The 15,142-nt window shown below is 65.8% G+C and carries 14 protein-coding genes and 1 tRNA gene; 11 read left to right on the top strand and 4 right to left on the bottom strand.

The genetic code is table 11. The annotated features are described in order from the left end of the window. The first annotated feature begins 1 nt into the window (after position 1). The gene (gene bagB, locus NU1_RS03080) at positions 2–1,168 is read left to right on the top strand and encodes an ATPase BagB (protein WP_067517143.1); all 1,167 of its coding nucleotides are present in this window, start codon (positions 2–4) and stop codon (positions 1,166–1,168) included. Between the two features lie 132 nt (positions 1,169–1,300). Here bagB and NU1_RS03075 read toward each other — a convergent pair whose 3' ends face one another. Continuing rightward, positions 1,301–1,624 carry a WhiB family transcriptional regulator gene (locus NU1_RS03075; protein ID WP_067517141.1) on the bottom strand — a complete coding sequence of 108 codons (324 nt, stop codon included), beginning with the start codon at positions 1,622–1,624 and terminating at the stop codon, positions 1,301–1,303. A gap of 312 nt (positions 1,625–1,936) precedes the next feature. On the opposite strand from NU1_RS03075, the gene NU1_RS03070 reads away from it, so the two are divergent. After that, a complete protein-coding gene (locus NU1_RS03070) occupies positions 1,937–4,303 on the top strand; it encodes a penicillin-binding protein (RefSeq protein WP_067517139.1) in 2,367 nt (788 codons plus the stop codon). Positions 4,304–4,516: 213 nt separating this feature from the next. Here the strand turns inward: NU1_RS03070 and NU1_RS03065 are convergent, their stop codons facing one another. Further along, on the bottom strand, positions 4,517–4,981 hold the full coding sequence (locus NU1_RS03065) for a GatB/YqeY domain-containing protein (RefSeq protein WP_067517137.1): 465 nt from the start codon (positions 4,979–4,981) through the stop codon (positions 4,517–4,519). 137 nt (positions 4,982–5,118) lie between these two features. Here NU1_RS03065 and NU1_RS03060 point away from each other — a divergent pair, with 137 nt between their 5' ends. The 4 genes from NU1_RS03060 to NU1_RS03045 all read left to right on the top strand — a co-directional run bounded on the left by NU1_RS03060 (position 5,119) and on the right by NU1_RS03045 (position 9,017). Further along, positions 5,119–6,081, top strand: a complete 963-nt coding sequence (locus tag NU1_RS03060; RefSeq protein ID WP_067517134.1) for a metallophosphoesterase — start codon at positions 5,119–5,121, stop codon at positions 6,079–6,081. A gap of 921 nt (positions 6,082–7,002) precedes the next feature. Continuing rightward, complete coding sequence (locus tag NU1_RS03055; RefSeq protein ID WP_067517132.1) at positions 7,003–7,728, top strand: DUF8017 domain-containing protein; 726 nt, start codon at positions 7,003–7,005, stop codon at positions 7,726–7,728. A 41-nt stretch (positions 7,729–7,769) separates the two neighbouring features. Continuing rightward, positions 7,770–8,873, top strand: coding sequence for a DUF8017 domain-containing protein (locus tag NU1_RS41090; protein WP_157551959.1), 1,104 nt, complete (start codon positions 7,770–7,772; stop codon positions 8,871–8,873). Between the two features lie 70 nt (positions 8,874–8,943). Beyond that, positions 8,944–9,017: transfer RNA gene (locus NU1_RS03045), tRNA-Pro, on the top strand. Positions 9,018–9,379: 362 nt separating this feature from the next. Here NU1_RS03045 and NU1_RS42510 read toward each other — a convergent pair. After that, entirely contained in the window at positions 9,380–9,856 is a 477-nt protein-coding gene (locus tag NU1_RS42510; protein WP_174565932.1) for a hypothetical protein, read from the bottom strand. 38 nt (positions 9,857–9,894) lie between these two features. Next, on the bottom strand, positions 9,895–10,161 hold the full coding sequence (locus tag NU1_RS03035) for a helix-turn-helix domain-containing protein (RefSeq protein WP_067517126.1): 267 nt from the start codon (positions 10,159–10,161) through the stop codon (positions 9,895–9,897). 222 nt (positions 10,162–10,383) lie between these two features. Between NU1_RS03035 and NU1_RS03030 the strand changes: the two genes are divergently transcribed. The 5 genes from NU1_RS03030 to NU1_RS03010 all read left to right on the top strand — a co-directional run bounded on the left by NU1_RS03030 (position 10,384) and on the right by NU1_RS03010 (position 14,881). Further along, on the top strand, positions 10,384–10,743 hold the full coding sequence (locus tag NU1_RS03030) for a hypothetical protein (protein ID WP_067517235.1): 360 nt from the start codon (positions 10,384–10,386) through the stop codon (positions 10,741–10,743). Next, positions 10,673–11,221 carry a DUF6879 family protein gene (locus NU1_RS44115; protein WP_371859755.1) on the top strand — a complete coding sequence of 183 codons (549 nt, stop codon included), beginning with the start codon at positions 10,673–10,675 and terminating at the stop codon, positions 11,219–11,221. The genes NU1_RS03030 and NU1_RS44115 overlap by 71 nt, the downstream gene beginning before the upstream one ends. Further along, entirely contained in the window at positions 11,158–12,078 is a 921-nt protein-coding gene (locus tag NU1_RS03020) for a helix-turn-helix domain-containing protein (protein WP_307642810.1), read from the top strand. Before NU1_RS44115 ends, NU1_RS03020 begins: the two co-directional genes overlap by 64 nt. 289 nt (positions 12,079–12,367) lie before the next feature. Continuing rightward, a complete protein-coding gene (locus NU1_RS03015; protein ID WP_084520932.1) occupies positions 12,368–13,294 on the top strand; it encodes a DUF8832 domain-containing protein in 927 nt (308 codons plus the stop codon). A 27-nt stretch (positions 13,295–13,321) separates the two neighbouring features. Then, positions 13,322–14,881, top strand: a complete 1,560-nt coding sequence (locus NU1_RS03010) for a DUF4139 domain-containing protein (RefSeq protein WP_067517119.1) — start codon at positions 13,322–13,324, stop codon at positions 14,879–14,881. Positions 14,882–15,142 lie beyond the last annotated feature (261 nt).

Below are 15,142 nucleotides of genomic sequence, written 5' to 3'. Positions count from 1 at the left end.
CATGAGTCTTCCGGCCAACACTGTCCCACTGGATATTTCGAAGATCATCGCCGATAAGTCCTCGCGCATCGTGGTGTGCTGCGGCTCCGGCGGTGTCGGCAAGACCACCACGGCCGCCGCCATCGCGGTGCGTGCCGCCGAGGCGGGCCGCAAGGTCGTGGTGCTGACCATCGACCCGGCACGGCGGCTGGCGCAGTCGCTGGGGGTCAGCGACCTGGGCAATGTTCCGCAGCGGGTGGAGCTCGGCCCGGAGGCCAAGGGCGAGCTGTACGCCATGATGCTGAATATGCGCCGCACCTTCGATGAGATGGTGCTCGAGCACACCAGCCCGGAGAAGGCGGAGCAGGTCTTCGCCAACCCGATCTATCAAACGGTCGCCTCATCCTTCGGTGGGACGCAGGAATACATGGCGATGGAGAAGCTGGGTCAGCTCGCGGGCAAGCGCGAGTGGGATCTCATCGTCGTAGACACACCGCCGTCGCGGAACGCCCTGGACTTCCTCGACGCGCCCAAACGGCTGGGAAACTTTCTGAACGGCCGCATGATTCGCGTGATCATGATGCCGGGCCGCGGGGTCGGCCGCCTGGTGACGGGTGCGATGAGCCTGGCGCTGCGCGGGGTATCGACGGTCGTCGGCGGCCAGTTGCTCAAGGACGCGTCGCTGTTCCTGCAATCGCTCGAGTCCATGTTCGGCGGCTTCCAGGATCGCGCGGACCGCACCTACGCCATGCTCTCGCGGCCCGGCACCCACTTCGTGGTGGTGGCGGCGGCGGAGCCCGACGCGCTGCGGGAGGCATCGTTCTTCGTCGACCGGCTGTCCCACGACAAGATGCCGCTGGCCGGCCTGGTGCTCAACCGCACCCATCCGGTGCTGAGCTCGCTCTCGGAGCAGGAGTCGCTGGTGGCCGCCGACCGGCTGGCACCGGCCGACGCCACCGAGGTCGCGGAGGAGATCACCCCGGCCGTTCTCACCGCGGCGGTGCTGCGCATCCACGCGCATCGAGCGGAGACCGCGAAGCGGGAGCAGCATCTGCTGCACCGCTTCACGGGCGCGCATCCACGGGTGCCGATTGCCGCGGTGACGGCACTGCCGTTCGAGGTCGCCGACCTCGAGGCACTGCGCGCGGTGGCCGACCAACTCGAGGCCGCCGCGAATCCGGCAGCGTAGCAATAGCAGTCGAGCATAAGTCGGCCTTATCCCATCCGTCCTGCTTGATGGATATGACCGAATTCGGCCCAGAAACGGACCGAGCCCGCTATACGCGGGCTCGGTCCGTTCTGCTTATCGACGATAGGGGTGCTACATCGCTACTTTCTGCTGACGCTGGACGAGAAAGAAGTCGGCCCAGGACGTCACCTCGGGATGCTGCTTGAGCAGTGCGCGCCGTTGCCGTTCGGTCATACCGCCCCACACGCCGAACTCGACCCGGTTGTCGAGTGCGTCTGCTCCGCACTCCATCAGTACCGGGCAGTGCCGACAGATGGTCGCCGCTTTCCGCTGCGCCGCGCCACGCACGAAAAGCTGGTCGGGATCCACTTCCTTGCATCGGGCCTGGGAAACCCAGGCGATTCGCGCTTCGGCCTGCTCTACGTCCAATCGAGCAATCGGGGTAGTCATGTGCATTTGGTGTGCCCCTTTGCAGTCCGAACACCGGGTCACGGCGCTCCAGAATCGCGTGTACAGCGCGCAGTTACCCAACCCCACTGCGTTCCGCACCACATTCCACTTTGAGTGTTAGCTCTATCACACTGGGTTCTCAATCTAGATAATGGTGCGCGTCCTGCGCAAGACCGTCCCGAGATTTTCTGGTACGTCCGTCCATGCAATCGAGACATGAAACGGGGCAGTCGGCACCTTTCGGACGGAAGAGGTCACGAACCGATACCGACGACACGCACACACCGACTGTCCGGAAGGGCAATTAGGCTAGGGCTCGTGCCGATATCACGAACGCTCGCGAGACTGGCCGGCAGTTGCGTCCTGGCCGCCGTGTTGCTCGCTGGGCTGCTGTTCCCGCTCGCCGGTGGATTCGGATACATGTCCAACCGCGCCGCCGACGCCGTCGACAATGTCTCCGCCGAACTCGTGGAGGGCACCGTCCCCGCGGTGTCCACCATGGTCGACGCGGACGGCAACCCGTTCGCCTGGCTCTATGAACAGCGCCGGTTCGAGGTGCCGAGCGAGCGCATCTCCAATGACATGAAGCTGGCGATCGTGTCGATCGAGGATCGCCGCTTCTCCGAACACCACGGCGTGGACTGGCAGGGCACCTTCCGTGCCTTCCTGACCAACACCTCCAGCGGGGAGGTGCAGCAGGGCGCCTCCACCCTCGACCAGCAGTACGTGAAGAACTACCTGCTGCTGGTGGTGGCCAAAACCGACGCCGAGCGCCGCGCCGCCACCGAGACCACCCCCGCCCGCAAGATCCGGGAGATCCGGATGGCGCTGACCCTGGACAAGCAGCTCACCAAGGATGAAATCCTGGTCCGGTACCTGAACCTGGTGCCGTTCGGAAACTCCTCCTACGGCATCCAGGACGCCGCGCAGACCTACTTCGGCATCGATGCCAAGGATCTGAACGTGGTGCAGTCGGCCATGCTGGCGGGCATGGTGCAGTCCAGCTCCAAGCTGAACCCCTACACCAATCCGCAGGGCGTGCTGGAGCGGCGCAATACCGTGCTGGACACCATGATCCAGAACATCCCCAGCCGCTCCGACGAATTCCGGCGGGCCAAGTCCGAACCGCTGGGCGTACTGCCGGAGCCGAAGGGCCTGCCGCGCGGCTGTATCGCGGCCAATGACCGCGGGTTCTTCTGCGACTACGCACTGCAGTACCTGGCCAACTCGGGTATCAGCCGCGACCAGATCGACAAGGGCGGCTACCTGATTCGCACCACCCTCGACCCGGCCGTGCAGGATTCGGTGAAGGCGTCGGTCGTGCAGAACGCCGACCCGAATCTCGAGGACGTCGCCCAGGTGGTGAATATCGTGGCACCGGGCCAGGACTCGCATCCGGTGCTCGCCATGGCGTCCAGTCGCACCTACGGATTGGACGCGGCGGCGCATGAAACGGTGCAGCCCCAGCCGTATTCGATGGTCGGTGACGGTGCGGGCTCGGTATTCAAGCTGTTCACAACGGCCGCGGCCATGGAGAAGGGGTTGGGTATCAATGCCCAGCTGGATGTGCCCTCGACCTTCACCGCCAAGGGCATGGGTAACAGTGGCACCCCGGGCTGTCCCGCCGAGACGTACTGCGTGAAGAACGCCGCGCCCTACCGGTCGCCCATGTCGGTCACCGAGGCCCTCGCCACCTCGCCGAATACCGCGTTCGTCAAGCTGATTCAGGCCGTGGGCGTGGCACCGACCGTCGATATGGCGGTGCGGCTGGGTATGCGGTCCTACACGATGCCGGGCACCTCCGGGTTCAGCAATCAGAGCCTGGCCGACATGGTGAAGGACCAGAACCTGGGTTCGTTCACCCTCGGCCCGGTCGCCATCAACCCGCTCGAACTGTCGAATGTGGCCGCCACCATCGCCTCCGGCGGCAAGTGGTGCCCGCCCACCCCGATCCGCGAGGTGGTGGACCGGGAAGGGAAGACGGTGCCGCTCACTCAGCAGGCGTGCGAGCAGGTGGTGGAGCCGGGTCTGGCCAATACCCTGGCCAACGCGATGAGCAAGGACGACATCACCGGCACCGCGGCCGGGGCGGCCCGCGCGGTGGGCTGGAACGCACCTATGTCGGGCAAGACCGGCACCACGGAAAGCCACCGCTCCTCGGCCTTCCTCGGTTTCACCAATTCGTTCGCCGGCTCGGCCTACATCTACGGCGACACGCCGACGCCCGGCGAGATCTGCTCCTTCCCGCTGCGCAATTGCGGCAGCGGCGACCTGTTCGGCGGTAACGAACCAGCACGCACCTGGCTGGACGCGATGAAGAACGTGCTCGACAGGTTCCCACCGCCCGCGCTGCCGCCGCTGGACGACAAGTACGTGCGCGGATCGAACAACGCGCAGATCCCGGATGTGGTCGGGATGCCCCAGGCCCAGGCGACCTCGACGCTGATCACGGCGGGCTTCCAGGTGTCGGTGGCCTCGGCGGCCGGGCCGACCAAGGGCACCGTGATGAGTATCTCGCCCGACGGCTCGGCCATACCGGGCTCGGTGATCACCATCTATGTCAGCGACGGCACCCAGGTACCGCCGCCGGAACCCACGGCCCCCACGCCCGGGCTACCGGAAGTGCCGGGGTTCACCCTGCCGCAACTCCCACCGATCCCCATCCCGATCCCCATCCCGCGATAGGTGGGCTGAATACGAACCGCCCGGAGTGCGTCGCACTCCGGGCGGTTGTCGTTCAGGTGGGTGCTGCCGGTCCCCCAGTGCGCCCAGTCCCCGGTGCGATGGGAACCGCCACCTAGCGTTCCGGCGTGTTTCCACGGGACCCACAGCCCGCGGTACTCGACCTCTCACGATGGATTCCGGCCACCAGCACGCCGGAATGACGAGGGGTGCGGTTCAGAGGCGGGCTTTGACCGCGGCGGAGATGCGGGAGCCGTCGGCGCGACCGGCGGCCAGGGCGGTGGCGATCTTCATGACCTGGCCCATCTGCTTCATACCGGGCCGTTCCCCGTTCTGCTCGGCGACGTCGGCAATGGCGGTGTCGGCGATATCGGCGACCTCGGCCTCGGTGAGCGGGGTCGGCAGGTACTCCTCGATGATCTGTTCCTCGGCGCGCTCGGTGGCGGCGAGTTCCCCGCGTCCGTTCTGCGCGTAGACGACGGCGGATTCGTTGCGCTTCTTCGCTTCCTTCGACAGCACGCTGATGACCTCGGCGTCGGAGAGTTCACGCGCCTCGGTACCCGCGACCTCGGCGTTCTGAATCGCGGCCAGCAGCATGCGCACCGTATTGAGGCGCAGTGAGTCCTTGGCCTTCATCGCGGCGGTGAGATCCGTACGCAGCTGGGCTTTGAGTTCCGACATGCGGCTCACGGTACCGCTCCCGCCCCTCGTCACCGCCACTATTTTTCGGTGATGTCGGGACAGCCATGAGCACGCCGGGAGTGGTACACGCCGCATTCGGGTCGAGTTTTGGCCCTGAGGTCGCCTATCCTGGGCGAATGCCCGTTATCTCGACCTCTGTCCTGCGAAACGCCGCTCTGGGAGCCGCGGGGGCCGCAGTCGCTGGAATCGGTTACGCCTCGTTGATCGAGCGGAACGCGTTCGTACTGCGCGAGGCGACGCTGCCGGTGCTGGAACCGGGAAAACCCTCCTTGCGGGTACTGCACCTCAGTGACCTGCATATGACGCCCGGGCAGCAGTTGAAGCAGGCCTGGGTGCGGGAGCTCGATCGGCTGGAACCGGACCTGGTGGTCAATACCGGCGACAACCTCGCGCATCCGAAGGCGGTGCCATCGGTGGTGCAGTCGCTGGGTGGGTTGCTGGCGCGGCCGGGCATTTTCGTCTTCGGCAGCAATGACTACTTCGCGCCGGTACCGAAGAACCCGATGAAGTACTTCAAGAAAGACCACAAGCGCGTCTTCGGCGATCCGCTGCCGTGGCAGGACATGCGGGCCGCGTTCACCGAACGGGGCTGGCTGGATCTGACCCATGTGCGCCGCGATATCGAGGTCGCCGGGGTACGCATCTCGACCGCGGGCGTGGATGATCCGCATCTGAAGCGCGATCGCTACGACACCGTGGCGGGTGCGCCGAATCCGTTGGCCGACTTGAGTATCGGTCTCACGCATTCACCGGAGCCGCGGGTGCTGGATCGCTTCGCCGATGACAATTACGACCTGGTGATGGCCGGGCATACGCACGGCGGGCAGCTGTGTCTGCCGTTCTACGGTGCGCTGGTTACCAATTGCGGTATCGACCGGTCGCGGGTGAAGGGTGCGTCGCGGTGGGGCGCGCATACCCAACTGCATGTGTCGGCGGGTCTGGGTACGTCGCCGTGGGCACCGTATCGATTCTGCTGCCGCCCGGAGGCCACCCTGCTCACACTGGTCAGCGCACCGCCGAAAAAGCCGATCGCCGAGTCGGATCGCGGAATTACCGCATCGGCAACTGTCGCGCGATAGCCGCGCACCGCGATATACAACGCGGTGTAGTCGACAGGCGAGGGGACGACGATCGTGACGAGTGGGGACGACCGGGGCAACGATCCGGATCGGAACTGGTGGCAGGGCGCGTCCGAAGCGGGGCCGCCCGAGCGGCCGGGGACGTCGTACGGTCCGCGCGGAACCGAGCAGGGCAGGCCCGCACCGGGTGGGGTGGGGCAGGGGTGGTCGCCGCCCGAGCCGACGGCACAGCTTCCCGGTGGGCAGTTCGGTCAACCGATCGGGCCGCCGGGGCAGTATCCGTACCAGCCCGGGCCGCAGACCGGGAGTGGCGCCTACCAATCCGGGCCACCGGGCGGGCCGTATCCGCCGGGCCCCCAGGGTGGTTCTACGCCGTCCCAGCCGGAGTCCGATCCCTATCGGCCCGCACCGCAGTCGGGTGCTCCGCGGTATCAACCCGGGCAAACCTGGTCCGGCGCTTACCCATCCGGGCCACAGGGTGGTTCCGGCCCCTACTCGTCCGGGCCGCAGACGACACCGTACGGACCTGAATCCGCGGCCCCACCGTATTCGTCGGGGCCGCAGGCGGCGCCGTCTTATCCTTCGGGGCCGGGGTCGGGGGCCGAGCCGGTGGGCCCGCAGGGCGGCGCTGCGCCGTACCCGCCCGGGCCGAACCCTTATCAGTCCGGACCACAGCCGGGTGCCTCGCAGTATCAACCCGGGCAAACCTGGTCCGGCGCCTACCCATCCGGGCCACAGGGTGGTCCCGCCCCCTATCAGTCCGGGTCGGGGCATGAACCGACACAGCAATTCGGGTACGGGCAGTCCTCCGGCGGACCGCCATACGGTGGTCAGCCGGGGTTCGGGCAGCCTGCTCAGCCCTACGGTCAACCTCCTCCGCCATCCGGGCAGCCACCGAATGGCAAGGGCCGCAAGGGCTGGTTGTTCGCGGGCATCGGTGTGCTGGTGCTGGCCCTTGTCGGCGCGGTCGCGACAGTTGTTCTGGTGAACCGGGATTCGAGTAATTCGGCCGCCGGCGATACGACGCCCTCCATGGTGAGCGCGCTCACCACCGAGAATGCGTCACCGACCTCGCCCCGGCCGTCATCGCGGCCGACCACGACGGGACGGCCGACCACTCCGGCCGCGGTAATCCCCGGCTATCAGGTGGTGGTGCTGTCGGAGAACGGCGCGGCGTATGACGTGCCGTCGGATTGGCAGGTCGACAAGACCACCGCCGCACTGGGTTCCGGTTCGGATTCACTGCCGGTGGCGGGTGTGGCGCAGGACGGCTTGGCCTACTGCCCGAACTATGTGCGCACCAATATGTTTCTGACCCAGTCCGATGAGATGGATCCGGAGCGGGCGGCGGCCGATGTCACCACGCGCATGATCACGATCGGCTACACCACCTCCACGGACTCCAATCCCGGTGCGGCCGAAGCGTTCGAGACCTCCAATGGCAAGTTGGAGGGTGTATTCGTGGAAACCACGGGCAACGCGCCCGCGCCGAGTCCCGGTTGCGCGTCGACGTATTCGATCTACGCCTTCGCCTTTCCCGGTGAGAGCGGGGCGTTCGTACTGACGATTGCCGCGGACACGGGTGTGGACAAGGCCGTGACAAAGGATTTCGCCAAGCAGCTTATGGCCACTCTCCGCCCGATCTAGGCGGATGATCGACGTAAGGCCGCGAGAATAGGGGGTCGCTCATGACCAGCGGATCCGACGATCGCAATGACGATGCGACACAGCATAATCCGGAGTGGTGGGAGGGCGTTCCCGAACAGGGGTCGCAGTGGCAGCCACCGCAGGGCCCTCCGCAGCAGCCCGTCGTGCCGCCTGCCGATCCGACGGTGGTGCGCGGCGGGTACGGGCCGCAGGGCATACCGGGCACACCGCCCGGATACGGGCCGTACCCGACACAGCCGCCGGATTCAGATGGGGCGTATCAGTCCGGGCCGACGCCGCAGCCGCCCGGGCCCAATCCGTATCAGAGCGGGCCTCATCCGTATCAGCCCGGTGCGAATCCGTACCAATCCGGGCCACCCGGGCCGCCATACGGCGGGCCTCCGGGGCCGCCATACGGGCCGCCGCCCGGGGGGAACCGCAAGGGCTTACTGTTCGGCGGCATCGGTCTACTGGTGGTCGTACTCGTCGCGGTGGTGGTCGTCGTACTTGTGAACCGCGATTCCGACCCGCCACCCATTACGCAGCCGACGACATCGGTCCCGGCCACCACCACCGGATCGCCCACGACCACCCGGCCGACCACGACCGCGCCACGCTCGCAGAACCCGACCATCCCCGGCTACCAGGTGGTGGTCCCGACGGATGTCGAGGCCGCCTGGGACATCCCCCAGGATTGGACCATCGATCAGACGACCAGCGAGTTCAGCGCAGGCGGCGAGACGGTGCCGGTGGCGGGTCTGGCAACGGAGGGCGTCAATTACTGCTCCGGCATGGTCCGCACCAATATGTTCCTGAGCGTCTCGCAACAGGCGGATCCGACCGCGGCGGCCAAGGATATCGGTGAGAAGGTGGCCCGCATCGGCTGGTCCGTCGGTTCGGGCGTCCAGTCCGGCGCGGCCGAACCCCTCACCAATTCCGACCAGACCCTGCACGGCGTCTTCCTGGAAACCACCGGCACCTTCACCGCCGCCGACCCCGCCTGCGCCAAATCCCTGTCCGTCTACACCTTCGCCGTAGCCGGCGGCAGCAGCACCCTGGTCCTCACCATCGCCGCCGACACCGGCGTAGATCGCGCCGTAGACCCCACCTTCGCCAAACGACTACTAGCCCCACCTTCCGCCTGATTTAAACCCCCTGACCAGCCGATTTAGCGCCAACCGCCCCCCTACGCTAAGCTACTCCACGTTCGCATCACGGGGTGTGGCGCAGCTTGGTAGCGCGCTTCGTTCGGGACGAAGAGGTCGCAGGTTCAAATCCTGTCACCCCGACGTGTTGGTTGAGACACATAGGTAGGACCCTGACCACTACAGATGGTCAGGGTCCTACTTTGTTTCCTGATCACCGATGTCGGCTGGAACACCCGCCGAGGCAGCGAAGACACAGCGGTATCGGTCAGCGGAACCTTTGAGACGCTCGATTTCGTCGTCGACGATCTGTCGTGAATCCTGCTCAGCTCGCACGTTCCCAACGAAGCCGAGCGCACCGATGCCCTGTCGGACCCGGACGTCGCCGTGCCGAATGCCGGGCGTGATGACCGGAGCTCGCTGGCCGAGCCGATTGTCGACAGTTGGTGATCGACCTGCATGTCGGCCCAGGGCCCGCTAATGCCGTCCCGCACCAGGTACCGCAGTCAATCCGTGCGGCTATCGCCGTGTTCCGCGCGGCTTGTCATCGTTTCCGTCGTCGTCGCCGTTCGCCGCGACGTTCCAGTTGTCGTGGGCCTGCCCCTGCGGGCCGGGTTCCCTAGGCTCATCCACTGTGCACCTCCCTCCGTCAGCTCGGTCCTCGCACTGAGATGGACTGCGTTGCCGCACGTCGCGGCGTTGGCCTCGTCGGTGTCGATCCACCTGGCAAAGGTGTTCTCACTGTCGACGGTGTTCACGTCGGCTATCCGAACCAGCTCGGTCGGGACACGGCCACCGATGAAATGTGCTTCGCTGGGCACGAATACGGCTTCGGCATCGACGCGCCGGACACTGTCGATCAGCTGGACGATCCGGTCAGCGGTTCCACCGGAGAGCACGATGGTTTTGGCGTAGTCATAGCCGAATCTGGCTGCGAGACTTCTTATTCGGAATTCGTCCCATTCTTGGCGGACGCCGGACACCTCCCGGCAGATGTAGCCCACGGCGGTCGGTCGCGGTCTCATGGCAATGCCTTCGACGGCACGAATTCCCGCAGTGCCGGGCAGCTGGCGACGAGGGATAGACCAGGTTCAGCCGCGCGCCACAGCACCGGGCTCTGCCGGGTGCTGACCGTGAATCCGTGGTAGGCCATTTGATGCAGCGCATGACGAATCGTCCCGGCGCACAGCCCGGTCCGCTCACACAACTGCCGCACAGTCAGGCCCTGCGCGGGTGTCGATCCGGCCAGCGCGCCGAGCACCTTGGCTTCGGATTCGGTGAGTGCCATCTGATCTCCGTTCGCCGTTGAGCCGTTACTGGCTGTCCGGGGCTGGGCCGACTGCACTCGCCCCGACGCCTGAATCGACGCTAGAAATCCATAGGGCGCGCGGGCCATATCCTTGACCAAACTTGCCCAGATTGGGCCATTATCGAACGAAATCCACTCAACACCGGAACGATGGACAGGTGCCGAAAACCCGGCGCAGACCATCCAATAAGGGGGCAGGCAATGTTCCTGAAATTCCTCGGCAAGTGTGGCTCGCAGGTGAACGACTGCCCGAGCTTGTATGCGACAGAGCAGGGCTACCTGGTGCAGGGCTGGGTGACCGACCGCGCCGACACGGTGGAAATACCGCACCTGCTGCTCGGTTTTCTGGAGCCCCGGACGTTTCTCGACTCCGCTCTTCGGGACACGGGCAGAGGTACCTTTTTGGTGTGTGGACGACCGATCACGGACGCTGAGACACTGGGCAAACTCGAACTGGCAGAAGATGAAGCGGTCATAGAAGTACCCAAGTGTGAGAGGACGTTCTACGGTGCTGCTGCGGCAAGGCGACTGGTCGGAGCTGTTCCGGCAGTGTCACAGTGAGGCGTTCCATCTAGAGGTTCGCGACGACTACGCCGTGCCACTCGAGTCGGAGCCGTTTCGCCGCTTCCTGGCGAACGAGCCGGACGACTACGCGTGGTTCGAGAACTGGGATGCGTTGGTACGCGACGCTACTGGGCGAGGTGTGAGGATGAGCCGAGTGCGTGTGGTCACGGTTCCCCACACGGATTACCAGAGGTGGAGTCTGGCCGTATCGGCGCACAACACCGCAGCTGGTGAGGATATTCGGTATCTGCCACGCCATCTCGCCGGAGTTGTGCCGCCGGATGATTGGTGGCTCCTGGACGGCGAGCGGGTTGCGTTCAATCTCGTGGACGGCAACTCGAAAGCGGCTGGAGTCGCGATATCGACCGATCCCGGATTGGTCGAGTACTGCGTGGGCGTCAAGCAGCGGCTGTGGGATCTCGCGACCCCCTATGCCGAGTACGCAGCTATTGCTCGCTCGCAGATCAAAAAGTGAGCGGCAGTCTCCAGGAAGCGAGAGAAGCGCTCGGGCAACGACTTCGCGAGCTACGTCGTGCTGCTGGTATGTCCGGGCGCAATCTCGCCGAACTCGCCGGGTGGCACGAGTCCAAGGTTTCGAAACTCGAGCACGGCACTCGGCCCCCCACGGAGATGGATATCCGGGCTTACTGCGAGATCCTGGGCGCATCGGAGCAGCTTCCGGACCTACTTGCCACGGTTCGGAATCTCGACAGTGCCTACGTCGAGTGGCGACGAGTCCTCAGCTCAGGCACCAAGCGAGGCCAGCACTCACTGGCGAAACTTGCTGAACGCACCAAGCTCATGCGGGTTTATCAACCGTATGTGGTGCCCGGTTTGCTGCAAACCGCTGACTACGCGGAGGCGATCCTGAGGCAGGCGATCGACTTCTATCGCATCCCAGACGATCTGGATAACGGTGTGGCCGAACGGATTGAGCGACAGCAGATCCTCTATCGCGGAGATCGACGCTTCCACATCCTCATGGGTGAACAAGCACTGTCGACCGGGGTTGCCAATGCCGATGTGATGACCGGACAGTTGGACCGACTCATGGCGGTGATCGGGCTACCCCGGGTGACGTTCGGGATCGTACCGGCCACGGCCTACTGCCCCGCGCCCGCAATGAACTTCGTGATGTACGACAGGAGTTTGGTGGTCGTGGAAGGTGTCACCGCCGAGTTGAAGATCACCCAACCCAGGGAGATCGCTCAGTACGGCCGAGCCTTCGATATCCTGGCGAGCCAATCCACGACCTGTGATGCGGCGCGAGCGCTTATTCGGAATGCGATCAGCGCGCAGCACGCGTCGTCCACACCGGAAAATTCACCGTAGATGACTCTCGCAGTGCGGTACCCGCAGTCACGAGCTGATCGTGCGCGGTGGCACGAAACACAGACCGCATGGTCTTCCATCGCCGGATATGCCCGGGCATGTAGCCCCGCGGCGAATTCCTGTCGGGCTTCCCGATTCGACCGGTCAACCCACAGTTCACCGAGGGCGAGGGCAACGACTTCCCACCCACAGTGATCCAGCCCACAATTCCTCTTCGTTGCCAGATACCCCCTGGGGGTATTACTGTCGGTCGTGACAGAATGACGAGAATGGTTCGGAGGGAACAGCGATGAGCACTCAGCACGCCACTCACGAAGGGCACGCCAACCACGAGGGCCACGGCACTCACGAGGGGCATGGCAACCACCACAGGCAGCACGCGGGACATGTGACCGCGGCTCGCACCGAGCATCACGCGCATGCGGGCCATGCGGCGCACGATGCGGATCTAGCTCACACTGGCCACGACGCTCACGCTGGGCATGGGGACCATGCGGGGCATGGGGTTCCGGGTGGGTTGCAGGTCACGCAGGATGGGTACACGCTCGAGTTGGCCGAAACCGTCGCTCGGGCGGGGGAGGTGGATTTCCGGTTCCGGATCGTGGGGCCGGATGGGGGCGCGGTCACCGAGTTCGCGCCGCTGCATGATCGGGAGTTGCATCTGATTGTGGTGCGGCGGGAACTCGATGGGTTCTGGCATGTGCATCCGGTTCGGGCCGAGGACGGGACCTGGGAGGTACGGCTGACGCTGCCCGAGGCGGGCGCTTATCGCGCGTTCACCGATATCGCGCCGCGGGCGCTGGGGAAGACCATCACGCTGGGTGCGGATTTCGCGGTGGCGGGCGAATATCAGCCGCGGCCGGTGCCGGAGGCGGGACGGACGGCCGTCGTCGACGGATACGAGGTAACCCTGGATGGCGACCTTGTCGACGGCGCGGGACAGCTGCTGACCCTGACCGTGCGCAAAGATGGTGTGGCGGTTACGGATTTGGAGCCGTACCTGGCGGCATTCGGGCATCTGGTGGTACTGCGGGCCGGGGATCTGGCCTATGTGCACGTGCACCCGAATGGCGAACCGGGAGACGGTGTGACCGCGCCGGGGCCCGAGGTCGCCTTCCATACGGCTGTTCCAGGGCGTGGGACCTACCGGCTGTTCCTGGACTTCAAGCACCAGGGCGTCGTGCGCACGGCAGGTTTCACAGTGCGGGCGGCCTGAGCCGGGACGAAGGACTAGCGTCGGAATATGCCGACTGTTTCAGCTCCGATCGTCGCCGTCACGGTTTATCCACAGCAGGCCAGGGTTACCCGGCGCGCACGCTACGCACTGACCGATGAACCGCGCGCCACCATCGCGGGACTGCCCGTGGCCCTGGCCGCGGATTCGGTGCGGGTCACCGGGTCCGGACCGGCTCGGATCGTCGGGGTCGATGTGCGCGTAGAGCGCCATGCCGAACCCGCCGATCCGGGCCTGCGTGAGCTGGTCGAGCAGCGAGAAGCATTGCAGGCCAAGAGCGATGGGCTCACCGATGAAGAGGCAGCCGCTACCGCGAAGGTGGATCTCCTCAATGGATTGGCCCAACGCAGCGGCAGCAGCTTCGCCAAGGCCTTGGCGAGCGGTGACGCCGCACCCGGTCGCGTCGCGGAGGTCGGCGACGCCCTCGCAACACAGCTGGCCCACGCGTTGAAAGACAAGCGGGCCTTGCATACTCGGCTCGCCCGACTGGCCGATGAACTCTCCGCACTGGACCGCCGGATCGCGGCGAGCGGCGCACAACCCGCGCGGGACAGTACGAGTGTGATCATCGAACTCGAGCCGACCGGGGACGGCGAGGTCGAACTGGAGCTCTCATATGTGGTCGGCGGCGCGAGTTGGGAAGCGGGATACGACATTCGCGTGGCCGATAAAGAGGTCGCCGTGACCTCGTACGGCCTGGTCACCCAAAACACCGGCGAGGATTGGCCGGAATGCGAGCTGGCGCTGTCCACCGCGCGGCCCGCGGTGTCCGTGGTCGTGCCGGAGCTGGAACCATGGTTCCTCGATCGGGTACAACCGATCCCGGTTTCGGCCATGCGAGCGGCAGGCTACGGAGGCCCGCCCCCGGCCCCCGGAGCCGCATTCGCCGCCGACGCCGAGGAGGCGATGCCCAGGCGACGCATGGCCCCGCACGTGGCAGCGGCCGAGCAGGGCACGACAGCGGTGACCTACCGAACGACCCGCCCGGTCGCGATACCGTCCGGCGCGAAGGGACATCGAACCACCCTCGCGCTGCTCGATTTCCCCGCCGAGCTGGGCTACATCACCGCCCCGGTCCTCGCCGAGGAGGCACATCTGCGCGCCACGGTCTCCAACACCTCCGAGCACACCCTGCGGGCCGGTAAGGCCTCGATCTTCCACGGCGACGAGTTTGTCGGTACCACTCGGCTCGAAACCTGGGCTCCCGGTGAGGAACTCGAGCTGGCCCTCGGCGTCGACGACCGAATCCGCGTGGAGCGCAAACTCGTTCGCCGCACAGCCAGCAAGGCCGCCCTTTCCGGCAGCCGTCGCCGCGAAGCCGAATACCGCACCACCATTACCAACCACAGCCCCGCCGATATCACCATTGCCGTCCTCGATCAGGCCCCCGTCTCCCGCGACGAGGCCATCGCCGTCAAGGACATTCGCACCTCCCCCGACCCCGCCGAAACCACCGAACTCGGCGAATACACCTGGAAGCTGCGCGTCGAGCCCGGCAAGTCGAGCGCCGTCACGCTGTCCTACCGCGTCGATGTCGCCAAAGGCGTGGAGATCGCCGGGTGGCGGTAGCAGCCGCAACGCGCTGCGGCGCGAAGTACCTGCCGCCCAGGCGATGACCAGGCCCGTACGAGATAGGGCGGCGCGCTGGGTGAACGTGCGCCGACCGGCCCCGGGCCGCTACCGAGATTCTCCGCGCGATGCCGCTGCCACCCCGTCGTCTCGGCGTGCTTTGGCTGGTATCCACTACTGATCACAGGTGGATTCCGGCCAAAAGCACGCCGGAATGATGGGGGTGAGCCATTCCGCGCGCTCGCGCTCAGCAATTCCCGC

The organism is Nocardia uniformis NBRC 13702, from assembly GCF_001613345.1.
In the GTDB taxonomy this organism is placed as follows: Bacteria; Actinomycetota; Actinomycetes; order Mycobacteriales; family Mycobacteriaceae; genus Nocardia; species Nocardia uniformis.
This window is presented reverse-complemented; position numbering and strand designations above follow the sequence as displayed.

Coding starts and splice junctions, on each gene's coding strand:
- NU1_RS03030 (WP_067517235.1), top strand. CDS start 10,384: ATGTTCCTGAAATTCCTCGGCAAGTGTGGCTCGCAGGTGAACGACTGC.
- NU1_RS03075 (WP_067517141.1), bottom strand. CDS start 1,624: ATGCACATGACTACCCCGATTGCTCGATTGGACGTAGAGCAGGCCGAA.
- bagB (WP_067517143.1), top strand. CDS start 2: ATGAGTCTTCCGGCCAACACTGTCCCACTGGATATTTCGAAGATCATC.
- NU1_RS03065 (WP_067517137.1), bottom strand. CDS start 4,981: ATGTCGGAACTCAAAGCCCAGCTGCGTACGGATCTCACCGCCGCGATG.
- NU1_RS03010 (WP_067517119.1), top strand. CDS start 13,322: ATGCCGACTGTTTCAGCTCCGATCGTCGCCGTCACGGTTTATCCACAG.
- NU1_RS03035 (WP_067517126.1), bottom strand. CDS start 10,161: ATGGCACTCACCGAATCCGAAGCCAAGGTGCTCGGCGCGCTGGCCGGA.
- NU1_RS03015 (WP_084520932.1), top strand. CDS start 12,368: ATGAGCACTCAGCACGCCACTCACGAAGGGCACGCCAACCACGAGGGC.
- NU1_RS41090 (WP_157551959.1), top strand. CDS start 7,770: ATGACCAGCGGATCCGACGATCGCAATGACGATGCGACACAGCATAAT.
- NU1_RS03060 (WP_067517134.1), top strand. CDS start 5,119: ATGCCCGTTATCTCGACCTCTGTCCTGCGAAACGCCGCTCTGGGAGCC.